Origin of the sequence: Pseudomonas sp. RGM 3321, assembly GCF_022836805.1 — a bacterium.
Taxonomy (GTDB): domain Bacteria; phylum Pseudomonadota; class Gammaproteobacteria; order Pseudomonadales; family Pseudomonadaceae; genus Aquipseudomonas.
Genome location: NZ_JALHBH010000105.1, coordinates 92,491 through 114,558 on the forward strand (window position 1 = coordinate 92,491; position 22,068 = coordinate 114,558).

21 protein-coding genes and 1 tRNA gene are annotated in these 22,068 nt (G+C 59.5%); 14 read left to right on the forward strand and 8 right to left on the reverse strand.

Annotated elements, in window-relative coordinates; genetic code table 11:
* Positions 1-52: 52 nt before the first annotated feature.
* The gene (locus RGM3321_RS11210) at positions 53-436 is read right to left on the reverse strand and encodes a YceK/YidQ family lipoprotein (protein WP_244393097.1); all 384 of its coding nucleotides are present in this window, start codon (positions 434-436) and stop codon (positions 53-55) included.
* Between the two features lie 176 nt (positions 437-612).
* On the opposite strand from RGM3321_RS11210, the gene RGM3321_RS11215 reads away from it, so the two are divergent.
* From RGM3321_RS11215 to RGM3321_RS11230, 4 genes are all read left to right on the forward strand, one after another.
* On the forward strand, positions 613-1,251 hold the full coding sequence (locus RGM3321_RS11215; protein WP_244393098.1) for an isochorismatase family cysteine hydrolase: 639 nt from the start codon (positions 613-615) through the stop codon (positions 1,249-1,251).
* Positions 1,252-1,478: 227 nt separating this feature from the next.
* Positions 1,479-2,492, forward strand: coding sequence for a 2-oxoglutarate and iron-dependent oxygenase domain-containing protein (locus tag RGM3321_RS11220; RefSeq protein WP_244393099.1), 1,014 nt, complete (start codon positions 1,479-1,481; stop codon positions 2,490-2,492).
* Position 2,493: 1 nt separating this feature from the next.
* On the forward strand, positions 2,494-2,880 hold the full coding sequence (locus RGM3321_RS11225; protein WP_244393100.1) for a VOC family protein: 387 nt from the start codon (positions 2,494-2,496) through the stop codon (positions 2,878-2,880).
* 172 nt (positions 2,881-3,052) lie between these two features.
* Positions 3,053-3,691, forward strand: coding sequence for a lytic polysaccharide monooxygenase auxiliary activity family 9 protein (locus RGM3321_RS11230; protein WP_244393101.1), 639 nt, complete (start codon positions 3,053-3,055; stop codon positions 3,689-3,691).
* 211 nt (positions 3,692-3,902) lie between these two features.
* Here the strand turns inward: RGM3321_RS11230 and RGM3321_RS11235 are convergent.
* The 6 genes from RGM3321_RS11235 to RGM3321_RS11260 form a co-directional block, all read right to left on the reverse strand.
* Positions 3,903-3,988, reverse strand: a tRNA-Leu gene (locus tag RGM3321_RS11235).
* Positions 3,989-4,154: 166 nt separating this feature from the next.
* Positions 4,155-5,225, reverse strand: coding sequence for a DNA topoisomerase IB (locus RGM3321_RS11240; RefSeq protein ID WP_244393102.1), 1,071 nt, complete (start codon positions 5,223-5,225; stop codon positions 4,155-4,157).
* 88 nt (positions 5,226-5,313) lie between these two features.
* Complete coding sequence (gene modC, locus RGM3321_RS11245) at positions 5,314-6,402, reverse strand: molybdenum ABC transporter ATP-binding protein (RefSeq protein ID WP_244393103.1); 1,089 nt, start codon at positions 6,400-6,402, stop codon at positions 5,314-5,316.
* A gap of 3 nt (positions 6,403-6,405) precedes the next feature.
* Positions 6,406-7,086 (reverse strand): molybdate ABC transporter permease subunit, encoded by a 681-nt coding sequence (gene modB / locus RGM3321_RS11250; RefSeq protein WP_244393104.1) that lies wholly within the window; start codon positions 7,084-7,086, stop codon positions 6,406-6,408.
* On the reverse strand, positions 7,087-7,854 hold the full coding sequence (gene modA / locus RGM3321_RS11255) for a molybdate ABC transporter substrate-binding protein (RefSeq protein WP_244393105.1): 768 nt from the start codon (positions 7,852-7,854) through the stop codon (positions 7,087-7,089).
* Between the two features lie 101 nt (positions 7,855-7,955).
* The gene (locus RGM3321_RS11260; RefSeq protein WP_244393106.1) at positions 7,956-9,035 is read right to left on the reverse strand and encodes a nitronate monooxygenase family protein; all 1,080 of its coding nucleotides are present in this window, start codon (positions 9,033-9,035) and stop codon (positions 7,956-7,958) included.
* 142 nt (positions 9,036-9,177) lie between these two features.
* Between RGM3321_RS11260 and RGM3321_RS11265 the strand changes: the two genes are divergently transcribed.
* Complete coding sequence (locus tag RGM3321_RS11265) at positions 9,178-9,813, forward strand: TetR/AcrR family transcriptional regulator (RefSeq protein ID WP_057453035.1); 636 nt, start codon at positions 9,178-9,180, stop codon at positions 9,811-9,813.
* Between the two features lie 50 nt (positions 9,814-9,863).
* A complete protein-coding gene (locus tag RGM3321_RS11270; RefSeq protein ID WP_244393107.1) occupies positions 9,864-10,847 on the forward strand; it encodes an MDR family oxidoreductase in 984 nt (327 codons plus the stop codon).
* Between the two features lie 4 nt (positions 10,848-10,851).
* Here RGM3321_RS11270 and RGM3321_RS11275 read toward each other — a convergent pair whose 3' ends face one another.
* Positions 10,852-11,325: an antitoxin Xre-like helix-turn-helix domain-containing protein gene (locus RGM3321_RS11275; RefSeq protein WP_244393108.1), complete on the reverse strand. Its 474-nt coding sequence runs from the start codon at positions 11,323-11,325 to the stop codon at positions 10,852-10,854.
* A 234-nt stretch (positions 11,326-11,559) separates the two neighbouring features.
* Here RGM3321_RS11275 and RGM3321_RS11280 point away from each other — a divergent pair, with 234 nt between their 5' ends.
* From RGM3321_RS11280 to RGM3321_RS11315, 8 genes are all read left to right on the forward strand, one after another.
* On the forward strand, positions 11,560-12,525 hold the full coding sequence (locus tag RGM3321_RS11280) for a tyrosine-type recombinase/integrase (RefSeq protein ID WP_244393109.1): 966 nt from the start codon (positions 11,560-11,562) through the stop codon (positions 12,523-12,525).
* 334 nt (positions 12,526-12,859) lie between these two features.
* On the forward strand, positions 12,860-13,252 hold the full coding sequence (locus RGM3321_RS11285; protein WP_244393110.1) for a cupin domain-containing protein: 393 nt from the start codon (positions 12,860-12,862) through the stop codon (positions 13,250-13,252).
* Entirely contained in the window at positions 13,245-14,744 is a 1,500-nt protein-coding gene (locus RGM3321_RS11290) for a methionine--tRNA ligase (RefSeq protein ID WP_244393111.1), read from the forward strand. The genes RGM3321_RS11285 and RGM3321_RS11290 overlap by 8 nt, the downstream gene beginning before the upstream one ends.
* Before the next feature lie 13 nt (positions 14,745-14,757).
* Complete coding sequence (locus RGM3321_RS11295; RefSeq protein WP_244393112.1) at positions 14,758-15,897, forward strand: FAD-dependent oxidoreductase; 1,140 nt, start codon at positions 14,758-14,760, stop codon at positions 15,895-15,897.
* Positions 15,894-16,871, forward strand: a complete 978-nt coding sequence (locus tag RGM3321_RS11300) for an ABC transporter substrate-binding protein (protein WP_244393113.1) — start codon at positions 15,894-15,896, stop codon at positions 16,869-16,871. Before RGM3321_RS11295 ends, RGM3321_RS11300 begins: the two co-directional genes overlap by 4 nt.
* A gap of 54 nt (positions 16,872-16,925) precedes the next feature.
* Positions 16,926-18,245, forward strand: coding sequence for a SidA/IucD/PvdA family monooxygenase (locus tag RGM3321_RS11305; protein ID WP_244393114.1), 1,320 nt, complete (start codon positions 16,926-16,928; stop codon positions 18,243-18,245).
* A gap of 5 nt (positions 18,246-18,250) precedes the next feature.
* Positions 18,251-20,308, forward strand: coding sequence for a 2,3-diaminopropionate biosynthesis protein SbnB (gene sbnB / locus RGM3321_RS11310; protein ID WP_244393115.1), 2,058 nt, complete (start codon positions 18,251-18,253; stop codon positions 20,306-20,308).
* Positions 20,308-22,056, forward strand: coding sequence for an FAD/NAD(P)-binding domain-containing protein (locus RGM3321_RS11315; RefSeq protein ID WP_244393116.1), 1,749 nt, complete (start codon positions 20,308-20,310; stop codon positions 22,054-22,056). The genes sbnB and RGM3321_RS11315 overlap by 1 nt, the downstream gene beginning before the upstream one ends.
* Positions 22,057-22,068 lie beyond the last annotated feature (12 nt).

A 22,068-nucleotide genomic window follows, 5' to 3' on the forward strand; every position in this document is an offset into this window, starting at 1 on the left:
GGGGCTTTTTATTGGGCGCGGGAAAGTGAGGGGTTCCGAAACCAGAACTCGGCTATTTAAAGCGGCTTGCGTTGATGTAGCCGTATTGGTTTTGCTGATAAATCGTGTAGGGCAGGAGCAATGTATCGGCGATGCCTGATACACCCATGTCCAGTAGAACCCACTCAGGTTCACCGCTCTTCTGATAAGGGCTACTCGGTTTTGGCTCGGCGTTCAGTTCACAGAAATCGAGCATAACCCCACCGTAGATTCGCGGAATGGATGAGCAATGTGATTTCCAGTCAGTGAGTTTTTCACCTGCTACGGAATCGGGTCTGAACGTCGTGTTGATCGTTCCACATCCCGTCAAGGCAAGCACTAGCGCCATCGCCAACATGCTATGGGGTTTCAGCTGAAACCTGCCCGACTCTTTTTGCTCTGCGAAGCCTGGGCTCATAACAACGCTCCTTGTATTTGATTGCGTTTAGGACGGCAGCTCAGGCGCGCTAGACACACGCTCTTTACTGGCGTGTGGCCGATGCGCAGTTCTTCCTTAGATGTCCTTGATACATACAGCACGATTATTGCTTGGCAAGGCTATCCAGCCCGTCAGGCTAAATCGAGGTATGTAGCATGAGCAAACCCCTTGTCCGGTGGCCGATCAACCCGCGTAGAACGGCTGTCATCGTCGTAGACATGCAAAAAGTCTTTTGTGAGCCCACTGGGGCGTTGTACGTGAAAAGTACAGCGGATATCGTCCAACCTGTCCGGAATCTGCTGCTAGCCGCACGGGCTGCCCGGATGATGGTGGTTTACCTTCGCCATATCGTACGCGGTGATGGTTCGGACACCGGGCGCATGCGCGACCTGTATCCGAATGTGGACCAGATCCTCGCACAGCATGATCCGGACGTTGAGATCATCGAGGCGCTCGCGCCTCAGTCGGGTGATGTGATTGTCGACAAGCTGTTTTACAGCGGCTTTCATAATACGGACCTGGACACCGTGCTGCGTGCGCGGGATGTCGACACGATCATCGTCTGCGGTACAGTTACCAATGTGTGTTGTGAAACCACGATCAGGGACGGCGTGCACCGTGAGTACAAGGTCATCGCCCTGAGCGACGCCAGTGCTGCGATGGACTACCCCGACGTCGGATTCGGTGCTGTTTCAGCCGAAGAGGTTCAGAGAATATCGCTCACGACGATTGCCTATGAATTCGGTGAGGTCACAACGACCGCAGACGTCATCCGGCGCATTGAAATTGCATAGAAAAACCCGGTCAACTGTGCGCAGTTCTGGCTCGTTTTTCAGTGCCTGCGCATTCAAACCATGCGTTCTGTTTCAGACCGACTGATCTGGCTTGAACGATTGCGACAGCTAACTGTTTGTATGATTTATGAATTCTTCCAGTGGCATGGTTTCTGCCCCTGTCTCGCTGACCTTCACCTTTGCCGGTGAGACTTTTCCGCACTGTGTCAGCAAGAGGAAGCAGCCGTATGACTCTGCAATATGTGCCTATTATCGACCTGGCCCCGTATTTTTCAGGAGAACCTGACGGCAAGGTAGCCGTGGCTCAGGCAGTCAATCAGGCGTGCAAGGACATTGGTTTTCTGGTCATCACCGAACATCAGATTCCCGGAGAGCTTGTAGATCGGGTTTCGCAGTTAACTCGTCAGTTTTTTGATTTACCGCTCGCGGACAAACGCAAAGTGGATCGTCCCAGTCCTGAGATGGTGCGCGGTTACAGCGCTGTTGCCGAGGAGAGCCTGTCGTATTCTCTGGAAGAAAGTGCGCCTGGGGATCTCAAGGAGTCTTTCTCCATCGGGCCGAGCAATGTGCCGGATGAAGATTATTATCACAATGCCCAAGCGGGGCCGCACTTCGCCCCGAATGTCTGGCCTGCCGGGGCGTTGTTACCCGGACTCAAAGCGGCCTACCAGGCTTATTTCGATGCCATGAGCGAACTGGCCCAGTCGTTGATGCGCCTGTTTGCGTTGGCATTGGAGCTGGACGAGTATTTTTTTGATGACAAGATCGACCGACATATCAGCATGTTCCGCAGCCTGAGTTACCCGGACATCAAGACCGAAGTCGAGGTCGGCCAGTTACGCGCCAGTGCGCACACCGACTACGGCAGCCTGACCATCGTGCGCCCCGACAACGCGCTGGGCGGCTTGCAAGTGCGCAATCGGCAGGGCGAATGGGTCGATGTGCCGTATGTCGAGAATGGTTTTGTGGTGAACATTGGCGATCTGATGATGCAGTGGACCAACGACCAATGGATTTCCACCTTGCATCGAGTAGTCAACCCGCCGATGACCAGCGAGCAGGACAACCGTCGGCAGTCGCTGGTGTTTTTCCATCAGCCCAACTACGACACCTTGATCGAGTGTCTGCCAGGTTGCCTGTTGCCTGGCACAACGCCTCGGCATGCGCCGGTTACGTCAGGCGATCATCTGCTGTCCAAGTTCGTCAAGCAGACCACCTTTGGCGGCAGCAAGGTGGCCTGATATGAACTCACTGTCTTACGTCAACGTGCTCGCGCAGGACATCGTCGCCTTGAGCGGTTTCTACTCGAAACTGTTTGGCTTCAGCGAAATCGAGGCAATCAGGTCGCCGATTTTTCGTGGGCTCGATACGGGCAGATCCTGCATCGGTTTCAATGCCCTCGCTGCCTATGAGTTGCTGGGCCTGGATGAGTTCGCGGGCAGTACTGGATGCCGGTTTCTGCTCAATATCGACGTTGACGAACAGTCCGAGGTGGACAGGCTGGTGCCGCTGGCGGTTGCTATGGGAGCGAGGCTGGTCAAGGAACCGTATCTGACCTATTACCATTGGTATCAGGCGGTCTTGCTGGACCCTGAGGGAAACATTTTTCGGATCAACTATATGCTTTGAACGTCGCCGTTCTGGAGCACGGGTGAGGCGTGCGTCGTGACGTGAAGCACGGCCCTATCAGAGTGTGGAGAATAACGTCTACTGTCTGAACTGTTAGGTCGCCTACTGGAGAAAATGCGCTTCAATTCATGAACAGGCCTAGTGTGCCTGCTGAATAATTGAGGATATGGATATGAGCGATCTTGATAGCAATCAGGCCCGGCACGGACGCGTTATCAGTCCCGCAACTCGTGGCTCGCAACTAATTGACCTAGGGCTCCTCGGGGAGTGGCAAGACAATGAACTGGAGGGAGGAAAGAACTTTCCGTTGACTGAGGCAGGAGATTTCCCCGGCTATCCGACCGACACGAAGAGCAACACGCCGCCGGCGGACGGCGTTATTCTAAGTGGAGGCAAGGCTGATGATGCACGCAAGTATGTAAACTACACGGACCAGGAATTCAAAGATCTCAATCCCGGCAAAAAGGTGGCCGGGTGGAAACGTCATGACGTCGCGGCCGGTGCAGACTTCGACGTTGAATGGAAATATGCCGCAGCTCATGTTACACGCGGCTACCTGTGGTTCATCACCAAGGACGGTTGGGATGAAACTACCCGCATCACACGTGATCACCTTGAGCCAGAACCTTTTTACGAGGATTTGTACACTCAGGTGCCGTTCGACCAGCACAAAGACGAGCTACAGGCAAAAACAGCGCTCACCGTTAAATTACCGTCTGGCAAGCAAGGGCATCACATCGTCCTTCTTTTGTGGATCGTCGCCGATACGGGGGCGGCTTTTTACCAGACGTTTGATGTTGATTTCAAATGACGTATTGATTTCAATAGTCGGCTATATTTTTGCGCTCGGTAAAGTTGCGGCTTTTCGTCTTGTCAGTATTCGAATTCGACGTAAATTTTACGTGCAGGTGAGGGGTTAGACCTGCAATAGCTCATCGCAATGAGTGGTGTAAAACTATTTCCAGATACCGGGCGTAAAAAGGGCTTACGCACATAAAGCGCGTAAGCCCTTGATTTATATATGGTGCCCCGAGCCGGGGTCGAACCGGCACGTCCAAAGGACGAGGGATTTTAAGTCCCTTGCGTCTACCAATTTCGCCATCGGGGCGGTAGCGCCAAGAGCAGGGAATATATACACCCGGCCCTCATGAAGCAAGCTTGAAAGCGTCACAAATGGCTCAGGATGACGCTTTTTTGTCTGTCAGAAATGCTTGGCAAATCATGAGGCTACGAATTTTTATTGGAGCAAAGGCTGAATTTCCGTCTCCTGCCGATCAGGCTTTGCGCTCTTTCGCCACTGCCTCGTTAACCACGGCGTCGACTTTGTCAGCCAGTATCCTCAGGTAACTGGCCAGGGCAACTTCTTCCAGGCGCAGGCCTTTACGCTGTCGGGAGCGGGGGAGTTTGGCCAGGTTGCCGAGCAGAAAGCCCTCCAGCACCGCAGGATGGATGTAGCATTTGCGGCAGATGGCCGGGGTGTTGCCCAGTTGTTTCGAGACGGCCTTGACCATATCGACGATGTGTCGTTTAGCGTCGGCTTCCGGTTCCCAGTGCAGCTTTTGCAGGGTGGCCAAAGCCAAAGCGCTGGCTGCCCAGGTCCGGTAATCCTTGGCGGTGAAATCCGAGCCGGTGAGGCTTTGCAGGTAGGCGTTGATATCGGATGACGTCACCGCATGACGCACGCCGTCTTCGTCCAGGTACTGAAACAGGTTCTGCCCCGGCAATTCCATGCAACGCTTGATCACATTGGCCAGACGCCGGTCCTTGACGCTTACCTTGTGCTCGACGCCGCTTTTACCCCGGAATTCAAAGAGGATCTGGCCGCCCTTTACCTCGACATGCTTGTTGCGCAGCGTGGTCAGGCCGTATGACCGGTTTTCCTTGGCGTACTGGCTGTTGCCGATGCGGATCAGCGTCGCATCCAGCAATGAAATGACCGTCGCCATAACCTTTTCCCGGCCCATGCCCGGCTGCGCGAGTTGTGCTTCTATCTGCTTGCGAACCTTGGGCAACGCATGACCGAACTCTATCAGGCGCGAGTATTTATCCTGGTCGCGTATCTCGCGCCAGCGCGGGTGGTAGCGGTATTGTTTGCGGCCGCGTGCGTCACGTCCGGTAGCCTGCAGGTGGCCCATCGGGTCGGCACAGATCCACACATCGGTGTAGGCGGGCGGGACTGCCAACGCGTTGATGCGCTTGATCTCCGACTCGTCCCTGATGCGCTCACCTTCAATGTTGAAGTAGGCGAATTTGCCGCGCAGTACCTTGCGCGTAAGGCCCGGCTGAGTGTCGTCTACATAATGCAGGTCACTGGCGGGCTGGCTGATGGCAGTCGAGTCAGGCATGGCTAATTTCCAAAGGCAGTTAAAAACACTGACCTCGGCCTTTTACCGTGGTGCCGTATATTTGCTGCCTGACCGGTTTTTCAGGGCCTCAGGCCAGTACCGCAACCGCCTTGATCTGCGCCCAAAGCGACTGGCCTCTGTGCAGGTTCAACTGGTCACTTGAGTAACGCGTGATGCGCGCGAGCAAAGGTGTGCCCCCGGCGTCCAGTTTCACCAGCACATGTGCCGAGTTGTCGGCCAGCGCTTCCTCCACCACAGTAACCGGCAAGCGGTTGAGAATGCTGCTTTGATCGTCGGGTTGCAGGTTCAGGCTGACATCCCGGGCCTGAACCTTGACGCGCAGAAGGGTGCCGATCTGCATTTCGGCGTGTGCGACGCGCATGCACAATGTGCTGTCGGGCAGCGTCACACTCAGTAACTGGTAATGACGATCATAGGCACTGACCGTTCCTTCAATGACCACGCCTGCATCGCCGCCCATGGCCAGTGGCAGGTCCAGGCGCGCCAGTGTTTCGCGAATCGGGCCGCTGGCCAGTACGTTGCCTGCTTCAAGCAGCACCAGATGATCTGCCAGCCGCGCCACCTCGTCCTGAGCGTGGCTGACATACAGCATGGGGATGTCCAGCTCCTCATGCAGGCGTTCGAGGTACGGCAGGATTTCACTTTTGCGCCTGGCGTCCAGCGCTGCCAGAGGTTCATCGAGCAGCATCAGGCGCGGGCTGGTCAACAGTGCGCGTGCAATGCCCACGCGCTGACGCTCGCCACCGGACAGCTTGTCAGGGCTGCGCTCCAGCAGATGGTCGATGCCGAGCAGTTCAGCAGCCTGCTGCAATTGAATGCTGCGCTGCTGACGCGGGATGCGTTTCATGCCGAATTCCAGATTGGCCCGCACGGACAGGTGCGGGAACAGGCTGGCTTCCTGAAATACATAGCCGATCGCCCGCTTGTGCGGAGCGAGGAAAATGTCTTTTTCAGTGTCTTGCCAGACTTCATCATGAACACGAACGTAGCCGTGGCTGGCTTTTTCCAGCCCGGCAATGCAGCGCAGGCAGGTGGTCTTGCCCGAGCCTGAAGGCCCGAACAGCGCCGTGATGCCCGACCCCGGCAGGGCCAGGTCGGTACTCACGGTGAAGTCCGGGTAGCTCATCTGCAGGCGAACGTCTATCGGTGAGGCCATGACTCAGCTCCATCCTGCTTTGGATTTACCACTGGAATACAGCGCCAACAGCACCAGAAAGGAGAACACCAGCATCGCTCCGGCCAGCCAGTGCGCTTGCAGGTACTCCATGGACTCGACGTGATCGAAAATCTGCACGGACACCACGCGGGTTTTCTCGGGAATGTTGCCGCCAATCATCAGCACCACGCCGAACTCGCCGACCGTGTGGGCGAATCCCAGAATCGCACCGGTGATAAAACCAGGTTTTGCCAGCGGCAGAGTCACGTGGAAGAACGTGTCCCATGGGCCTGCACGCAAGGTGGCTGCTACCTCCAGAGGGCGAGTGCCGATCGCTGCAAATGCGTTCTGCAACGGCTGCACGACGAAAGGCATCGAGTACAGGACCGAGCCGATCACCAGTCCGGCAAAACTGAAGGTCAGTGTGCCCAGTCCCAGGCTCTGGGTAAGCTGACCCACAGCTCCGTTGGGGCCAAGCAACAGCAGCAGATAAAAGCCGATGACTGTCGGCGGCAAAACCAGGGGCAGGGCGACGACCGCGCCAATCGGCCCCTTGAGCCATGAATCAGTGCGCGCCAGCCACAGCGCGATGGGCGTGCCGATGATCAACAGGATGACGGTGGTCAATGACGCCAGCTTCAGTGTGAGCCAGATCGCCGCGATGTCGGCACTTCCCAGTGGCATTTACAGCTGGTATCCGAAGGACTTGATGATGGCGGCTGCTTTCGGGCCTTTAAGGTACTCGACCAGCGCCTTGGCAGCGGCGTTGTCTTTGCCCTTGTTGAGGATGACGGCATCTTGCTTGATCGGGTCATGCAGGGCGTCCGGCACGATCCAGGCCGAACCGCTGGTCAGTTTGCCGTCCTTGTAGATCTGTGACAGAGCCACGAAGCCAAGTTCCGCATTGCCGGTGGAAACGAACTGGTAGGCCTGGGTAATGCTCTGTCCTTCGACTATTTTGGCTTTGGTTGCGTCGGTCAGGCCCAGTTTGCTTAGCACTTGCGTCGCTGCCAGGCCATAAGGGGCAGTCTTGGGGTTGGCGATGGACAAGTGTTGATACTGATTGGTCTTGAGCACTTCGCCTTTGCTGTCTACATAACCGTCCTTGGCCGACCAAAGCGCCAGGGTGCCCACCGCATACGTGAAGCGCGAGCCCTTGACGGTGTCGCCTTCCTGCTCAAGCTTTGCGGGGGTGGTGTCGTCGGCCGACAGGAACACCTCAAAAGGAGCGCCGTTCTTGATCTGTGTGTAGAACTGGCCGGTAGCGCCAAACGCGGCAACAAGCTTGTGGCCGGTGTCCTTCTCGAAGTCAGTGGCAATCGCCTGGATGGGCGCTGTGAAGTTGGCCGCGACGGCGACCTGCACCTCGTCGGCAAGCGCGTTGGCTGTAGCCGATGCGGCGAAGGCCAGGGCAGAGAACTTGAGAATGGCGCGCAGCGTAGTCGTTCGCATGGAACAGCTCCTTGATGATAAAAACGCACGCCGTCGAAATAAAGGCGTTTCGCTATATAGTTAAATATATAGCGACAGCCTGTTGTTCTGAAAGCACTGTTTTACCGGGGGGAGAGAATTTTCAGCGCGTTTTCAGCCAGTTGCCGAGTCAGTTCGGTCGCGCCCAACTGATGTTTGATACCCACTGCCTGACCTGCCCAGAGATTGGTAAAGTCACTGCTGCCCTGTTTTTCCGCTTGTGCGCGCAACGGCATCAGGGCACCGCCTGCCAGAGGGAACGCAGGGGCGAGTGGGCTGACGGGGCCAGCTTCGCGCATGATCCGGTTGACGATGCCGCGCGCCGGACGCCCGGTGAAGAGGTTGGTCAGCGCAGTCTGGCTGTCCGTTGCAGTGTGCAGCGCCTGGCGATGCAGTGCACTGACGCTGGCTTCAGGGCAGAACAGATACGCCGTACCTACCTGGACCGCCGAAGCGCCCAGAACAACTGCCGCCGCAACTCCGCGGCCGTCTGCAATACCGCCCGCAGCGATGACCGGGATGCGCACGGCGTCCACTATTTGCGGCACCAGCGCCAGAGTGCCGACCTGAGTGTGCAGTTGATCGCTGAGGAATAGACCCCGATGACCACCGGCTTCGTAGCCCATGGCAATTACCGCATCGCAGCCATGCTGCTCCAGCCAGACGGCTTCCTCGACCGTAGTGGCCGATGAAATGATCTTTGCCCCAGTAGCTCTGACCCGCTCCAGCAGTGCTCGCTCGGGAAGGCCGAAGTGGAAGCTCACCACCCCCGGCTTCAGGCGCTCGACCAGCGTACAGGTGTCGCTGTCGAAAGGGGCACGGTTGGAGACGGGCGTCGGCGCATCGAAATCGGCCCCCAACTCTTCGTAATAGGGTTTGAGTGCCTGTTTCCAGCCTTCGGCGCGTTCGGCATCGTAGGCCGGAGCCTGATGGCAGAAGAAGTTCAGGTTCAGCGGCAGATTGCCAGTGTGTTGCCGAAAGGTGGTGACTTCCTGTTCGATTTTCTCAGTGGTCAGCATTGCGCAGGGCAGCGATGCCAGCCCGCCAGCTTTCGCGACAGCAATGGCCATTTGTGATCCGGTGGCTCCGGCCATAGGCGCTTGCAGCACGGGCAGTTCTATAGTTAACAGGTCAATAATGCGGGTGTCCGGCCATTGGCTCATGTGTTTCTCCGGCTTGTATTCGGGCAGTCATGCACAGGGCATTGAGCGCGAGAATAGCGTGAATGGCAAACGGCATTTCCGGCGCAAAACATAGACCGCGCGGCGAGGTTGACATAAAAAACGATCGGTCTAATATTCCTGCATGACTCAATTGCCTGTAAAAACCAGACGCCCAGGGCGGCCACCGAAAGTGGACCGCGACAACCTCGAAACCCGCGAGGCACTATTGCGCCGCGGTCTGGAAGTGCTGACCGAACAAAGCTTCTCGGCTACCGGGCTGGATTACATCCTCAAGGAAATCGGCATTCCCAAAGGCTCGTTCTATCACTATTTCACCAGCAAGGAAGCTTTCGGCCGGGCGGTACTGGATGAATACGCCCGCTACTTTGCACAACGGCTGGACCACTGGCTGCTGGACGAAGCGCTTTCGCCACTGGAGCGACTGGTGGGCTTTGTCCAGAGCGCCAAGAGCGGCATGGCGCGGCATGATTATCGACGCGGTTGCATGGTCGGCAATCTGGGCCAGGAAGTCGGTCTGTTGCCGGAAGGGTTTCGTGACGTACTGGAGCAGACGCTGCTGGACTGGCAGTCGAAGCTGGCGTGCTGCCTCAGGGCCGCACAGGCGCATGGTGAGTTGGCCAGAAGCGCCGATTGCGATGAATTGGCCGCGTTTTTCTGGATCGGCTGGGAAGGGGCAGTGCTTCGCGCCCGACTGGTCAAAAGCGACACACCATTGAACACGTTCATTGCCGGTTACCTTCGTGGTTTGCCGCAATGACTTTTTCTTCAGGGCTATTTAAAGACGATCAGTCTAAATTGGAGGCGCACATGTTCAAGGGCATTTTGATCGACAAGGACGAGGCAGGTTATCGCGTCAATCTGACCGATATTGACGAAGCACAGTTGCCTGCAGGTGACGTGACAATAAACGTGTCGCACAGCACGCTGAACTACAAGGACGCGCTGGCGATCACCGGCCAAAGCCCCATCGTGCGCAGTTTTCCGATGGTGCCGGGTATTGATCTGGCGGGTACGGTGCAAGCCAGCGATACGCCTGAGTACAGGGTGGGCGACAAGGTCCTGCTCAATGGCTGGGGTGTTGGCGAAGGGCACTGGGGTGGTCTGGCACAAAAGGCGCGGCTCAAGAGCGAGTGGCTCATTCCATTGCCGGATGCTTTCACCCCCGCGCAGGCGATGGCCATCGGCACGGCTGGATACACCGCGATGCTCAGTGTCCTGGCATTGGAAAAGCACGGTTTGACGCCTGATCATGGCGATGTGCTGGTGACCGGTGCCAATGGTGGGGTCGGCAGTTTCGCCATCGCTATTCTTGCCAGGCTTGGCTATCGGGTGGTTGCCTCCACAGGGCGCTTTTCGGAAAGTGACTATCTGCATCAACTCGGCGCAGCGCAGATCGTTGACCGGGCGACCCTTTCGCAGCCGGGGCGACCTTTGGTCAAGGAGCAATGGGCGGCGGCAATCGACTCTGTCGGTAGTCATACGCTGGCCAATGTGTGCGCCGGTATTCGTTATCGCGGTGTGGTGGCTGCGTGCGGCCTGGCGCAGGGCATGGAGTTTCCGGGCTCGGTTGCACCGTTCATTCTGCGCGGCGTCACCCTGGCGGGTATCGACAGCGTAACTCGCCCGCGCGCTGACCGGCTGGAAGCCTGGTCCAGGCTCGCGAGCGATCTTGACCTGGCGTTGTTGCCGCTGATCAGTCGTGAAGTCGGCTTGAGCGAGGTGATCGACATCGCGCCGCAATTGATCGCGGGCCAGATCCGTGGCCGGGTTGTGGTGGACACCGGGCGCTGAGCGGTCAAAAAACGCTGGGCTCACCCTTGTCACCTGGCTGCGCATGTTCAAGTGCGTGATGCATCCGGGCAGTGCCTAGCCCGGTTTCGCATAATTGCAACGGGCTGCAACCGCCAAGTGCTGCGTTGGGTGTTACCAGCCAGCGACCGGCGCGCTCGGGTGTTTCAAGCACACGAAGGATGTGACCTGCGATCATTGCGAGGCGATCCAGACGCTCCGAAGCCACGGGGTCCAATGGCTGTTGCTGGCGCCGACGACGTTCTAGCGTTGAAATTGATGCATTGAACAGCGCCTCCATTTGCCGGGGGGCGAGGGCCAGCGCGTCCCGTACTGCGCGGATCCATCCATGCGCAAAGCCTGCCTGAATGTTCGCCAGGCGTTCGGCTTCGCTGCGCTGACTGACCTGATGAGCCAGCAACCAGAAGTGCGCAGCCGCGTCGCGACGGCTATGTGCTTTGCTAGCGAGGGGCGGAATCAAGATACGTGCTTGCCTTGGGAGCCGGAAAAGTCGGCCAAGGCTATCTCAGGCAGTGCGTCGTTCAAGCCGCAGGGTGTTACCGATGATTGCCGGGTGGGCTGAAGCTGCTGAGCTGAACGAGCCGCGCCAGAGGTGTCGCAGCAGGGCCCTCGTGCTAAAGTCGGCTGCCTGAATACGAATGAAGAGCGCCGCAGCTGTTCGCGCGCGTTTGCACCAGAAAAGGCGTCGTTCCACATGCCGCAAGACCCTTATGCCGATCAGGACGCACGTATTGTCAGCCAGCCTTCGCTGCCCGACGTCAACAAGCCGCTGCGTCTCTACCTTGACCGCCTGGCTCCCTCAAGCCGCTTGACCATGACCTACGTTTTGCAGGACGCGGCAGATCGTCTGGGCATGGCTGACGTCGATATTCATGACATTCCCTGGCACACCCTCCAGCCTGGCCACGTGACCGCACTGGTCGCGACGTTGCGTGAAGACGACTACGCGCCCAACACCACCTCGCTGTACGTGAACGCTATTCGCGGTGTGATGAACGAAGCCTGGCGGCACGACCTGATCAGCCACGAACAATTATTGAAGATTCGCTCGATCAAGCCGGTCAGTGGGACGCGTCTGGCCAAGGGCCGTAATATCCGCCGCACGCTGATACGTGAACTGATGCAAGCCTGCGCTGCGGACCCCAGGCCGCAAGGGCGTCGCGACGCCGCGATCATTGCGATTCTGTACGGCTCGGGAATGCGCAAGTCCGAGTCGGTCAACCTGGACCTGTCACAGATAGACTTCGCCGAACGCAGCCTGCGGGTGCTGGGCAAAGGTAACAAGCAGTTGATCAAATATGCCCCCGAGTGGGCATTCCAGGCGCTGAACGACTGGCTGGAACTGCGCCGCTCATGCCTGCAGCCGGGGCAGGGCGATGACCCGTTCCTGTTCAACCGGATTCGCCGCGGCAGTCATATCACCCGCGACAGAATCACCAAGCACGCCATTTACTTCATCGCCAAGCAACGCGGGCGGCAGGTGGGGGTGAACATCATGCCCCATGATTTTCGGCGTTCGTTCATCACTCGTGTGATCGAAGAGTTCGATCTGTCTATTGCCCAGAAACTTGCGCATCACACGAATATTTCGACCACCGCCAGCTACGACATGCGCAGCGAGAACGAGCGCCGCAATGTCGTGGACGGGTTTGATCTTTAAGCAAAAAAAAGCCACCTCGCACAAGCGGGGTGGCTTAAAAGATCTAACCAAAGGAGTGATGAAGCAGAGCAGAGATTCACAGGCCTCGCGACGCGGATTCGCGAGGCCTGGAGATATGTTCGTTCATCGCCGACAACGGTAACACCGCCGCCCTCGATTCAATTATCAGCGTTATTGATACCCGTCATTGCCAAAAAACATATGACCCGCACGTGTTTGCGTGACCAGCCATCTGCAAAATCGATTTCCCGACCCCGAGCTATCCGGCAATTGGATAGCCAACAATTGGCAACAATTTCATGCTTTACCGGACTTGAAACGTACGGGACTGAGCATGGAAAAGTTCGATATACACCGTAAAACCCGCTTCGACTCATTGGTACAGGAGTACGGGCTCGATGGCAGTCGCCTGTTGCCTTGGGAAGGCTACCCGATGCCGTTCGCTGGCGGCTGGTGCGTGGTCCGTCCGGGCACCAGCAGCGAAGCGCATACCCAGATCGATCAGGAAATCTTCATTGCCATCAAGGGCAGCGCCCGTCTGGTGGTAGGCGACAAACAGATGGATTTCGCCGTGGGCGATATCGCTGCGATTCCGAAACATACCAATCATTACGTCATCAATGATTCCGCCGAGGACTTCCACTTCTATGTGGTGTGGTGGGACATGAACTACGTGAACGCCTTCGTGGCTCAGCACAGCGAGACCACGGGGTGCCTCGATGAGTAAGTACATCGTTACCATCACGCCGCCCACCCCGAATGGCGATTTGCACATAGGTCATATCGCCGGGCCGTTTCTGGCCGCAGACGTGTTCACCCGGGTCCAGCGCCAGCGCGGTCACGACTGTGTGCTGGTGTCGTATTCCGACGATTACCAGTCCTACATGCTGCGCAAGGGGCTGGAGCAGGGCGTTGATCCGGTCGAACTGGCCGGGCGTAATTCCGACCGCATCGAAGCCTCGCTGGCGGCGATCAACATCAAGCCCGACAACTGGATGCGCCCGTACAACAACCCATGGTTTGCCGAGGCGGTTGGCGAGGTGTTCAACGCGTTGCGTGACGCGGGTTCGATCGAATTTCTCGATTCCAGCGAGCCGTACTGCCCTGATTGCGATGTGTGGGGCTACGAGGCGTTTGCCCGAGGCAACTGCAATTACTGTGGGGCCGAGTCCGATGCCAGCCAGTGCGAGAACTGCGCCCAGGCCCCTGACGCCGAGTTGATGACCGGTATGCACTGCAAATTGTGCAGGCAGCCGTCGCAATGGAAAAAGGTCCATCGCGCATTTCTGAAGCTGGCTGATTTCAAGCCGCACTTGCGTGATCGCCTGCTGGGCCAGCAATGGCGCAAGCCGCTCGACAACTGGCTGCGCGATACGCTGGAGCACCTTCATGACTGGGGCGTAACCCGTCCAGGCGACGGCGGGCTCGACCTGCAGGCCGACGGCTCGTGCCGGGTCCACACCTGGTTCATGGGGCTGGCGGGCTATATGGCGGCGTTTCGTGAATATGCCGACAGTGTCGGGCGTCCGGAGCTGTTCCGTCAGTACTGGCAGTCGGGGCAGGGCACGCTGGTGCATTTTCTTGGCTTTGACTGCGTGTTCAGCCACGCCATTGTTTACCCGGCGCAACTGTCGGCGCTGCGCGATATCAAGGTGCGCCAGCGCTTCATGCCCAATCAGTTTCTGAAACTGGACGGCCTGAACCTGTCGACCAGCCGCAATCACGCGATCTGGGTCGGCGATCTGGCCCGTGAAGCCTGTGCCGACAGTGCGCGCCTGTATCTGGCAAGCATCGCACCCGAGCAAAGCGAAGGCGATTTTCGTCTGACGCATTTCCGCGCATGGCGGGAGCAGATATTCGGCGAATTTTTTCCCGCGTTGCTGGACGCCGGAAAACATCGCGATGACAGCTGGTGGAGCGGTATCTGTGGGGCGGATGCCGGGCTGTTGGAAGCGTTACGCCTGCAATGGAGCAGGGTTGCAGAGCCTGCGCAGTTCTCTATGAAGGGCATGGCTCAGGTGTTGCTCGACGTCATCGCCATTGCTCGCGCACGCCTGGCCGAAGGTCGGCCCATCAGCCATCTGGCGGCGTTCATCGCAGTGGCTGGCAAGGCGCTGATTCCGGAAATGTCAGCACAGATCATGACCGCATTCGGGCTGCCCGAGGCCCGGGTCAACGCCACGCTCATGAACGGCTCGGCCGCTGAATACTCAATCTGAACGGATGCACCACATGTTCATCGATTACGAGATAGCGGTCATCGGTGCCGGGATTACCGGCGCCAGCATCGCGGCGAAGCTGTGTAGCGCAGGTGTGTCGGTCGCTCTGATCGACAAGGGCGCAGCCGGCAGTCTGGGGGCGAGCGGTTATTCCGGCGGGCTGGTTCGCCTGTATGACAGCGATCCGCTGCTGATGGAGCTTGCGGCGTGGTCCATCGGCTTGATGGAAGACGGAATTTTCGCGACCACTTACGCCTGCGCACTGCGACGTACCGGGGTGATCTACCGGGCCGCCACGGATCAGCTGGATAATCTGTGCCGGGCTATCGAGCAGCACGGTAGCGAGCGCTACCCGATGCGTCTGCTGGCGGGCCATGAACTCGATGGCGGTCGCTATCCGCACTGCCCGGCAGTTGAGCGGGTCAACCTGTTCGAACCTCGTGCCTGCGTCGGCAATGTACGTCAGGCTGTCGCTGGGCTGTGCCACGTGGTTCGTCAGCAAGGCTTGCTGCTGGAGCATCGCGAGATCAAAGCCATCGACTGTCGTGCTGCGGACCTCGTACACATCGACATGGGTGACGCCACCTTGCGTTGTCGGGCCGTAGTGGTGGCTGCGGGTGCCTGGAGCCAGCATCTGGTGCCGCACGCGGGGCTGGAAGCCCGTTCGATCCCCCTTGCCCGGGTGCTGACTGACAGTGACTGGTCAATGCCGGTGATCGATGCGGTTACCCAGAGCTACGCGATACCGCTGACCCGCCATATCGTGCAGACCGGCTGCGGCGCCCGCGATAACAGCCTCTGGCCAGAGCATCTGGCACAGCCTGATGCGCGGCATGCCGAAGACGCCTGCAAGCGCATTGTCAGGCTGTGCGGTTCGGCAACCCACCCACGTGTGTTGGATGTGCTGCCGGGTTTCGACAGTTACAGCGCCGACGGTCGTCCGCTGCTGGGTTTCTGCGCCGAGCACAGCCCGGTTTATCTGGCCGCAGGCATGTCGGGACTGGGGTTCAAGTTTGCTCCTGGTGTTGCCGGTATCGCTTTCGAGCAACTGCGCAGTCATCTGGCGGGAAAGGATCGGCCGAGCCTCGGCTGGTCGGCGTTGTCGCCACGCCGGCAGATGCCCGCTGCCAGTCTGGCTGGGATACAGCCATGAAGCCGCTCGCCTCACTTGTGCCAGGCTTGCGGGTCGGTGTCAGCGCACTGTTCGACCCCCACGACACGCCGCACGCCCGGACCTTCATGAGGGCGCTGGCCGTGGCGCGCAACTGCGTGCCGGGGCTTGCGCGGGTGCAATGGCACTTCCTCGACGACGGAGCCAATGCCGTTCGCGGGGCCGAAGTGGCGCGGCACATGATCGACTGGAAAGCGGATCTGGTCATCGGCCATTTCTCTTCGGACGCCGCCCTCAGCGCCGCTGCGCTGTATCGACAAGCCGGTATCGCGCTGCTGACACCGGCAGCAACGATTGATCGCCTGACGCTTGAGCACCACAACGCATTCCGTTTCTGCCCCTCGGACCGGCAACTGGCGGGTGATCTGGTGAGCTGGCTGGCGAGCCGTCAATGGCGCCGCGTGCATGTTCAGGCTGATGACAGTGCTCACGGTCAGGCCTTGTGCATTGCTATCTGCGAAGCGCTGGTACGCGCTGGATTGCAGCGCGTCGAAGAGCATGAGCACGCCGATGTCGAGGTATTTGCCGGCCGACTCAAGCCCAGTCGCGAACATTGGCAGACGCGACGCCAGGCCGGGAGTAACCGCCCACTGGTGCTGACTGACGACGCTGCCTCGCCGTACCTGGGCTGCGCCGAGGACCAGCGTGGCAAGACGTTCGTCATCGGTTTCGGCACTCCTGACAACCCAGGAAATGGCTGCCATGCCAGCGCGCTGCACCAAACGTTGTTCGCTGCCGAGCCACACACCTACTTTCGCGAAAGCCTGCTGATGCTTTACGTGCTGGCCGAACTGGCCAACGGCGGTCTTTGCGCCGGGCAACTGCTGGACGCGTTGCAGCACACCACCTTCAACACACCTTTGGGCGCAGTCAGCTTTGATCGGGGCGAGCTGCGAGGCGCGATGACCTGCGTCTGGACCCCGGGCCCCACAGGACTGACCCCCGTCACCCGATAGCCGCAAGAAAAACCAAGAACACCGCTTCACACAAACTCTAAGGACAGGAACTTCATGGGTAACTCGACACCACACACGTTGCACTCGAACGCCGTCTGTATCGGCTTTGGTCCAGCCGGCATCGCGCTGGCCTGTGCTTTTGAAGACGCACGGGAGGCCAATGATCCGCTCGGCTTGCTGTCCATCCGCTATCTGGAAGCTGCGCAAGACAGCCAATGGCACCGCGAACTGCTGCTGGCCGGGACTGACATCAACCATCACGTATTTCGTGACCTGGTGACGCCGCGCAACCCGCGCAGCCGCTTTTCCTTCGCGATGTACCTCAAGGAGCAGGGGCGTATGTTCGATTTCGGCCTGCTGGGCCGTCCCGCCAGTCGCCATGAATGGTCGGATTATCTGGCCTGGGTGTCCAGGCAAGTGGACAGCCAGACCTGCTTCAACACGCCGGTCACCGGGATTGACCCGGTGCTGCGTCATGGGCGCCTGCATGAACTACGCGTGTGCACGGCGGATACCTGTTTCACGACGCGCAATGTCGTGCTGTCCAGCGGCAGTGCTCCGCGTATTCCGCCCGCGTTCGAGGCGCTGATCGGCTCGACGCTGTTTCACACGTCGCAGTTTCTGAGCCGCCTGCAAGCCTTCGGCGAGCACCTGCCCAAGCGTTGGCTGGTGCTCGGTTCTGGGCAGAGCGCCAGTGAGTCGGTGCTGGAGCTGGTCAGCCGCGACGCCGGCATCGAGGTGCATTCAGTGCATCGCTCGGCCGGTTTCAAACTCACCCAGCTGGGCCAGTTTCCCAACCGGGTATTCGCTCCGGATCACGTCGACTATTTCCATAGCCTGGACCCCGCCGCGCGGCAGCGTTTTCTCGACTGGAGCCGCTCGACCAATTACGCAGGGATCGACCCGGACGAAAGCCAGAAGCTGTTTTCGCTGATCTACGAAGACTCCATTGCCGGTCGCAAACGCCTGCAGACCTACGCCTACAGCGTGATCAGCGCCATAGAGCCCGTCGCCGAAGGCTACCGGGTCGAGCTGACCGACACCTTCAGCCAGCGCACCCAGGTGGTTGAGGTCGATGCCGTGGTGCTTGGCACCGGGTATCAGCAGTACCTGATACCGCCGTTGCTGAGTGGTTTGCAGCCATGGCTGCAGGCCGATGTCGACGGGGGGCTGCTCATCGATCGGGACTATCGGGTCGCCACCCAAGGCGAGTGCGACGTGAATATCTGGGTCAACGGCCTTTCCGAACGCAGCCACGGAATCAGTGACAGTCAGTCGTTTTCACTGATGGCGTTGCGCGCCGAGCGTATCGCCACGGCCCTTCAGCAGGCCGTAGCACCGGTAGCCGAACCTTTGCTGGCACAGTGGAAGTGAAGCCCATGTACAACTCTCTTTGCGAAATCGTTCACGATCAGGCCTTCCTCAAGGTGACTGGCCTGGGCGCCGATTTTTTCCTGAAAATGGAATCACTCAACCCGGCAGGCTCGATCAAGCTCAAGACTGCCGTGGGGTTGATCAATGACCTTCAGGCGCGGGGGCTGCTGGGCCCGGACACGATTCTGATCGAGTCCTCGTCGGGCAATCTCGGGGTGGCGCTGGCGATGATCTGCGCTGAACGGGGCATCCCGTTTACCTGCGTGGTCGACCCCAACAGCTCCAGCCACAACATCCGCATGATGCGCAGCTACGGCGCCGAGGTCATCCAGGTCGAAATCCCGGACGCCAACGGTGGGTTCCTCGGGACGCGCATCGAGCTGATTCGTGAAAAAGTGGCCAGCGACCCGCGCTATGTCTGGCTCAATCAATACGAGAATGCGGCCAACCCGCGTGCCCATGCGCGAACCACGGCGCGTTCGATCAGCCAGCATTTCGGCCATGTGGATTATGTGTTCGTCGGTGCCGGGACCACTGGCACGTTGATGGGCTGCATTCAGCATTTTCAGCGCCATCATCCGACCACCCGAATCATTGCCGTGGACAGCGTCGGCTCGGTGACCTTCGACACCCCGGCCAGCCGGCGCTTCATTCCTGGACTGGGCACCAGCCAGCGCCCGCCGATCTTCAATGCCGACGGCATTCATGCGCTGGAAATGGTCCCGGAATCACACACCGTCGCCATGTGCCGCATTCTGGCGCGCAGCAAGGGTCTGCTGGTCGGCGGGTCCACCGCGACGGTGATCGCTGCGGTGCATGCCTGGCGCGAGCGTATCGAGCCCGGTTCGGTGGTGGTGGCGTTGTCGCCGGACTGGGGCGAGCGCTACCTCGACACGCTGTACGATGATCACTGGGTCGAACAGCGGTTTGGTCGCGAAGTGCTGAGCATGACCCTGGCAGACCTGTCCTCGCCAGTGGCCGAGACGTGTCCGGAGAGCATGGCAGCGCCTGCGCTTTCCCGGCATTCAAGCTGGACGGTCTGGCTGGCCGCCGAGCGCCTGAAGCGCGCGGCGTTCCATGTGCTCGACGGTGAGGTGGTTGCGCGCCTGCTGGCGGCAGACCCGCTGGCCTGTATCGAAGATGTGCAGGCGGCTTATCTGGATCATGAGGCTGGCCGCACGATCAATCCCGACAGTTACTTTCTGCGTTTTGCGCAGGCACCGGCCAATCGCATCATCGCCTTGCCCGCCAGCCTGTCGGGCGAGCAGCCGGTCAGTGGCATCAAATGGATTTCCAGCTTTCCGGGCAATATCGACACGGGCCTGCAGCGCGCCTCGGCGGTGCTGATCCTCAACGATCCGCTGACCGGCTATGCCTTTGCCTGCCTGGAGGCCTCGCGCATCAGCGCCATGCGCACGGCAGCCTCGGCGGTGCTCGCTGCGCGCTGGATGAGCCGCCAGCAGCGCCATGTCGGGCGAATGTCGTTCATTGGTGCCGGTTTCATTGCCCGCACCATCCTCGACATGTTCGTCAGCGATGGCTGGACGATGGACGCAGTCAGCGTCTTCGATCAGCACCAGGATTCGGCGCTGGCGCTGGTCGGACATGCCAGTCGTCATGGACTGCACAGCGAGCCGAGCGACCTGGCGACGTGCCTGCAAGCCGATGTGGTGGTGTTCGCCACTACTGCGCCGAGCCCTTATGTACTGGAGCCGGTGTTTCAGCCGGGGCAACGGGTGCTGAACATCTCGTTACGCGATCTGGGGCCGGAGGTCATCGCCCAGGCCAACAACATCCTCGATGACGTCGAACACTGCCTCAAGGCTCAGACCGCGCCTGACCTCGCCGTGCAGCAATATCAGCACCGCTCGTTCATTACCGGGACGCTGGCACAGTTGATGACCGGGCAAGTGGAGTTGAGTCCGGACAAGGCTTCGATCTTTTCGCCGTTCGGGCTTGGCGTGCTCGATCTCGCTGTGGGGCAGCGGGTGTATCGCCAGGCGGTGGCCGAGGGCAGCGCTTTGCCGGTGCCGCAGTTCTTCTTTGAATCGGCGCGCTGGTGATGGCCATGCAGACGCATACCGTCGCCATTATCGGCATGGGCTCGCGCGGATTGAGCATTCTGGAGCAGTTGATCGGCATGAGTCGTCACGCCATGCGGCAACCGCTGCGTATCGACGTGTTCGATCCGCAGCCGCCGGGCAGCGGGCTGCACCTTGCGCAGCAGCCGGATTACCTGATGCTCAACACCATGGCCGGTCAGTTGTCGGCGTTTTCCTCGTCTTTCCCGGCGTGTGAACCGCCAGGCCCGAACTTTTTGCAATGGTGCAGCCGTGAGGATGTACGTCTGGACGCGCGCGGCCATATCAGCCTGGATGGGCAGGGCAGAGCGGTGGCATTTGGCGACTTCGTGCCGCGTGCACTGCTCGGGCGCTATTTGCAGGACAGTTACCGTTTTCTGCTGCAACGCTGCCCGGCGCATGTGCAGGTGCGCCACCACGCCGAGCAGGTGCTGGGCTGCCAGCCAAGGTCGCAAACGCCGGGTTTCCGGCTGCGTACAGGCAGTCTGGCAATGGACGTCGACGGCGTGTTCCTCACCAGCGGACATGCGCCCGCAAACCCCGCGCAGCAGGACGTCGGTGATTGCGTGGTCATCGAAGGACTGGGACTGACCGCCATGGACACGCTGGCGCATCTGACTGAGGGGCGCGGCGGGCGCTACGTGCGCGATGGCGGCTTCGCCGGCTGGCGTTACCTGCCGTCCGGACGCGAGCCCAGGGTGTTGATGTATTCCCGTAGCGGATTGCCGTTTCATGCCAGGCCGCAATGGCATGCCTGCCGTCACGCACCGTTGCCGAGGCTGTTTTTCACGGCCGAGGCCATAGCCCGTTTGCGCGAGCAAAAGCAAGGCGGGAGGCTCGACTTTCGCACCGATGTGCTGCCTCTGATCAAGGATGAAATGCGTGCCGTGTTTTATCAGGCCAGGGTCCGCATGGAGGCGCCTGGGCGGTTGGCCTCTGTTCAGCGCCTGCTGCGCGAGTCAATCAGCAGAGCGACAGTGTTTTCCCGTCTGGCAGAGCAGTGGGGTGAATTCGAGCCTGAGCACTGGCTGATCACCCAGCCCTGGTCCGGCGCGCAAGGCACATACGGGCAGTGGTTCGTCGACTGGATCAAACGTGACCTGGCCCTGAGTCGGCTGGGCACCGCGTACAGCCCTATCTGTCAGGCGCTGGAGGTCTGGCGCGATTATCGCGACCTGTTGCGTCTGGTTGCCGATCGCAACGGCATGACCGAATCCTCGACGCTGGATTTCTATGGCACCTGGGCGGGACTGAGTAACCGTCTGGTCGGCGGGCCGCAGAAGGAACGCCATGAAGACCTGCTGGCGTTGATCGAAGCCGGGGTCGTGACGGTCTTGCCGCCGATGAGTGACGTGCAGGAGCCGCACAACTGCGTGTCTGCCCGTGTCGCCCACAGCGGTGTGTCGGGCAGTCGTCATGGGTTGATCAACGATCTGCGCAAGCGCGGGCTGATTCGTGCCGCGCATGCCTGGCCTGCCGATGGCATCGACACCGACGCAGCGGGTCGCGCAATCGGTCGCGACGGTGAGGTGCAGCAGCGGCTCTGGGTTCTCGGGCCCGCCGTGGAAGGCTGCACGTTCTACAACCACTACGTACCGACACCTGATCCGACCTGTCGAGCGCTGATCGAGGCGCGCCGGGCAGTAGAGTCTTGTCTGGATACGCTGACAAACACAACTTCAAGTGGCATCACATTTAAGTTGAATAAAGACATCCAAGCTATTAATTAAAAAGGAATTATT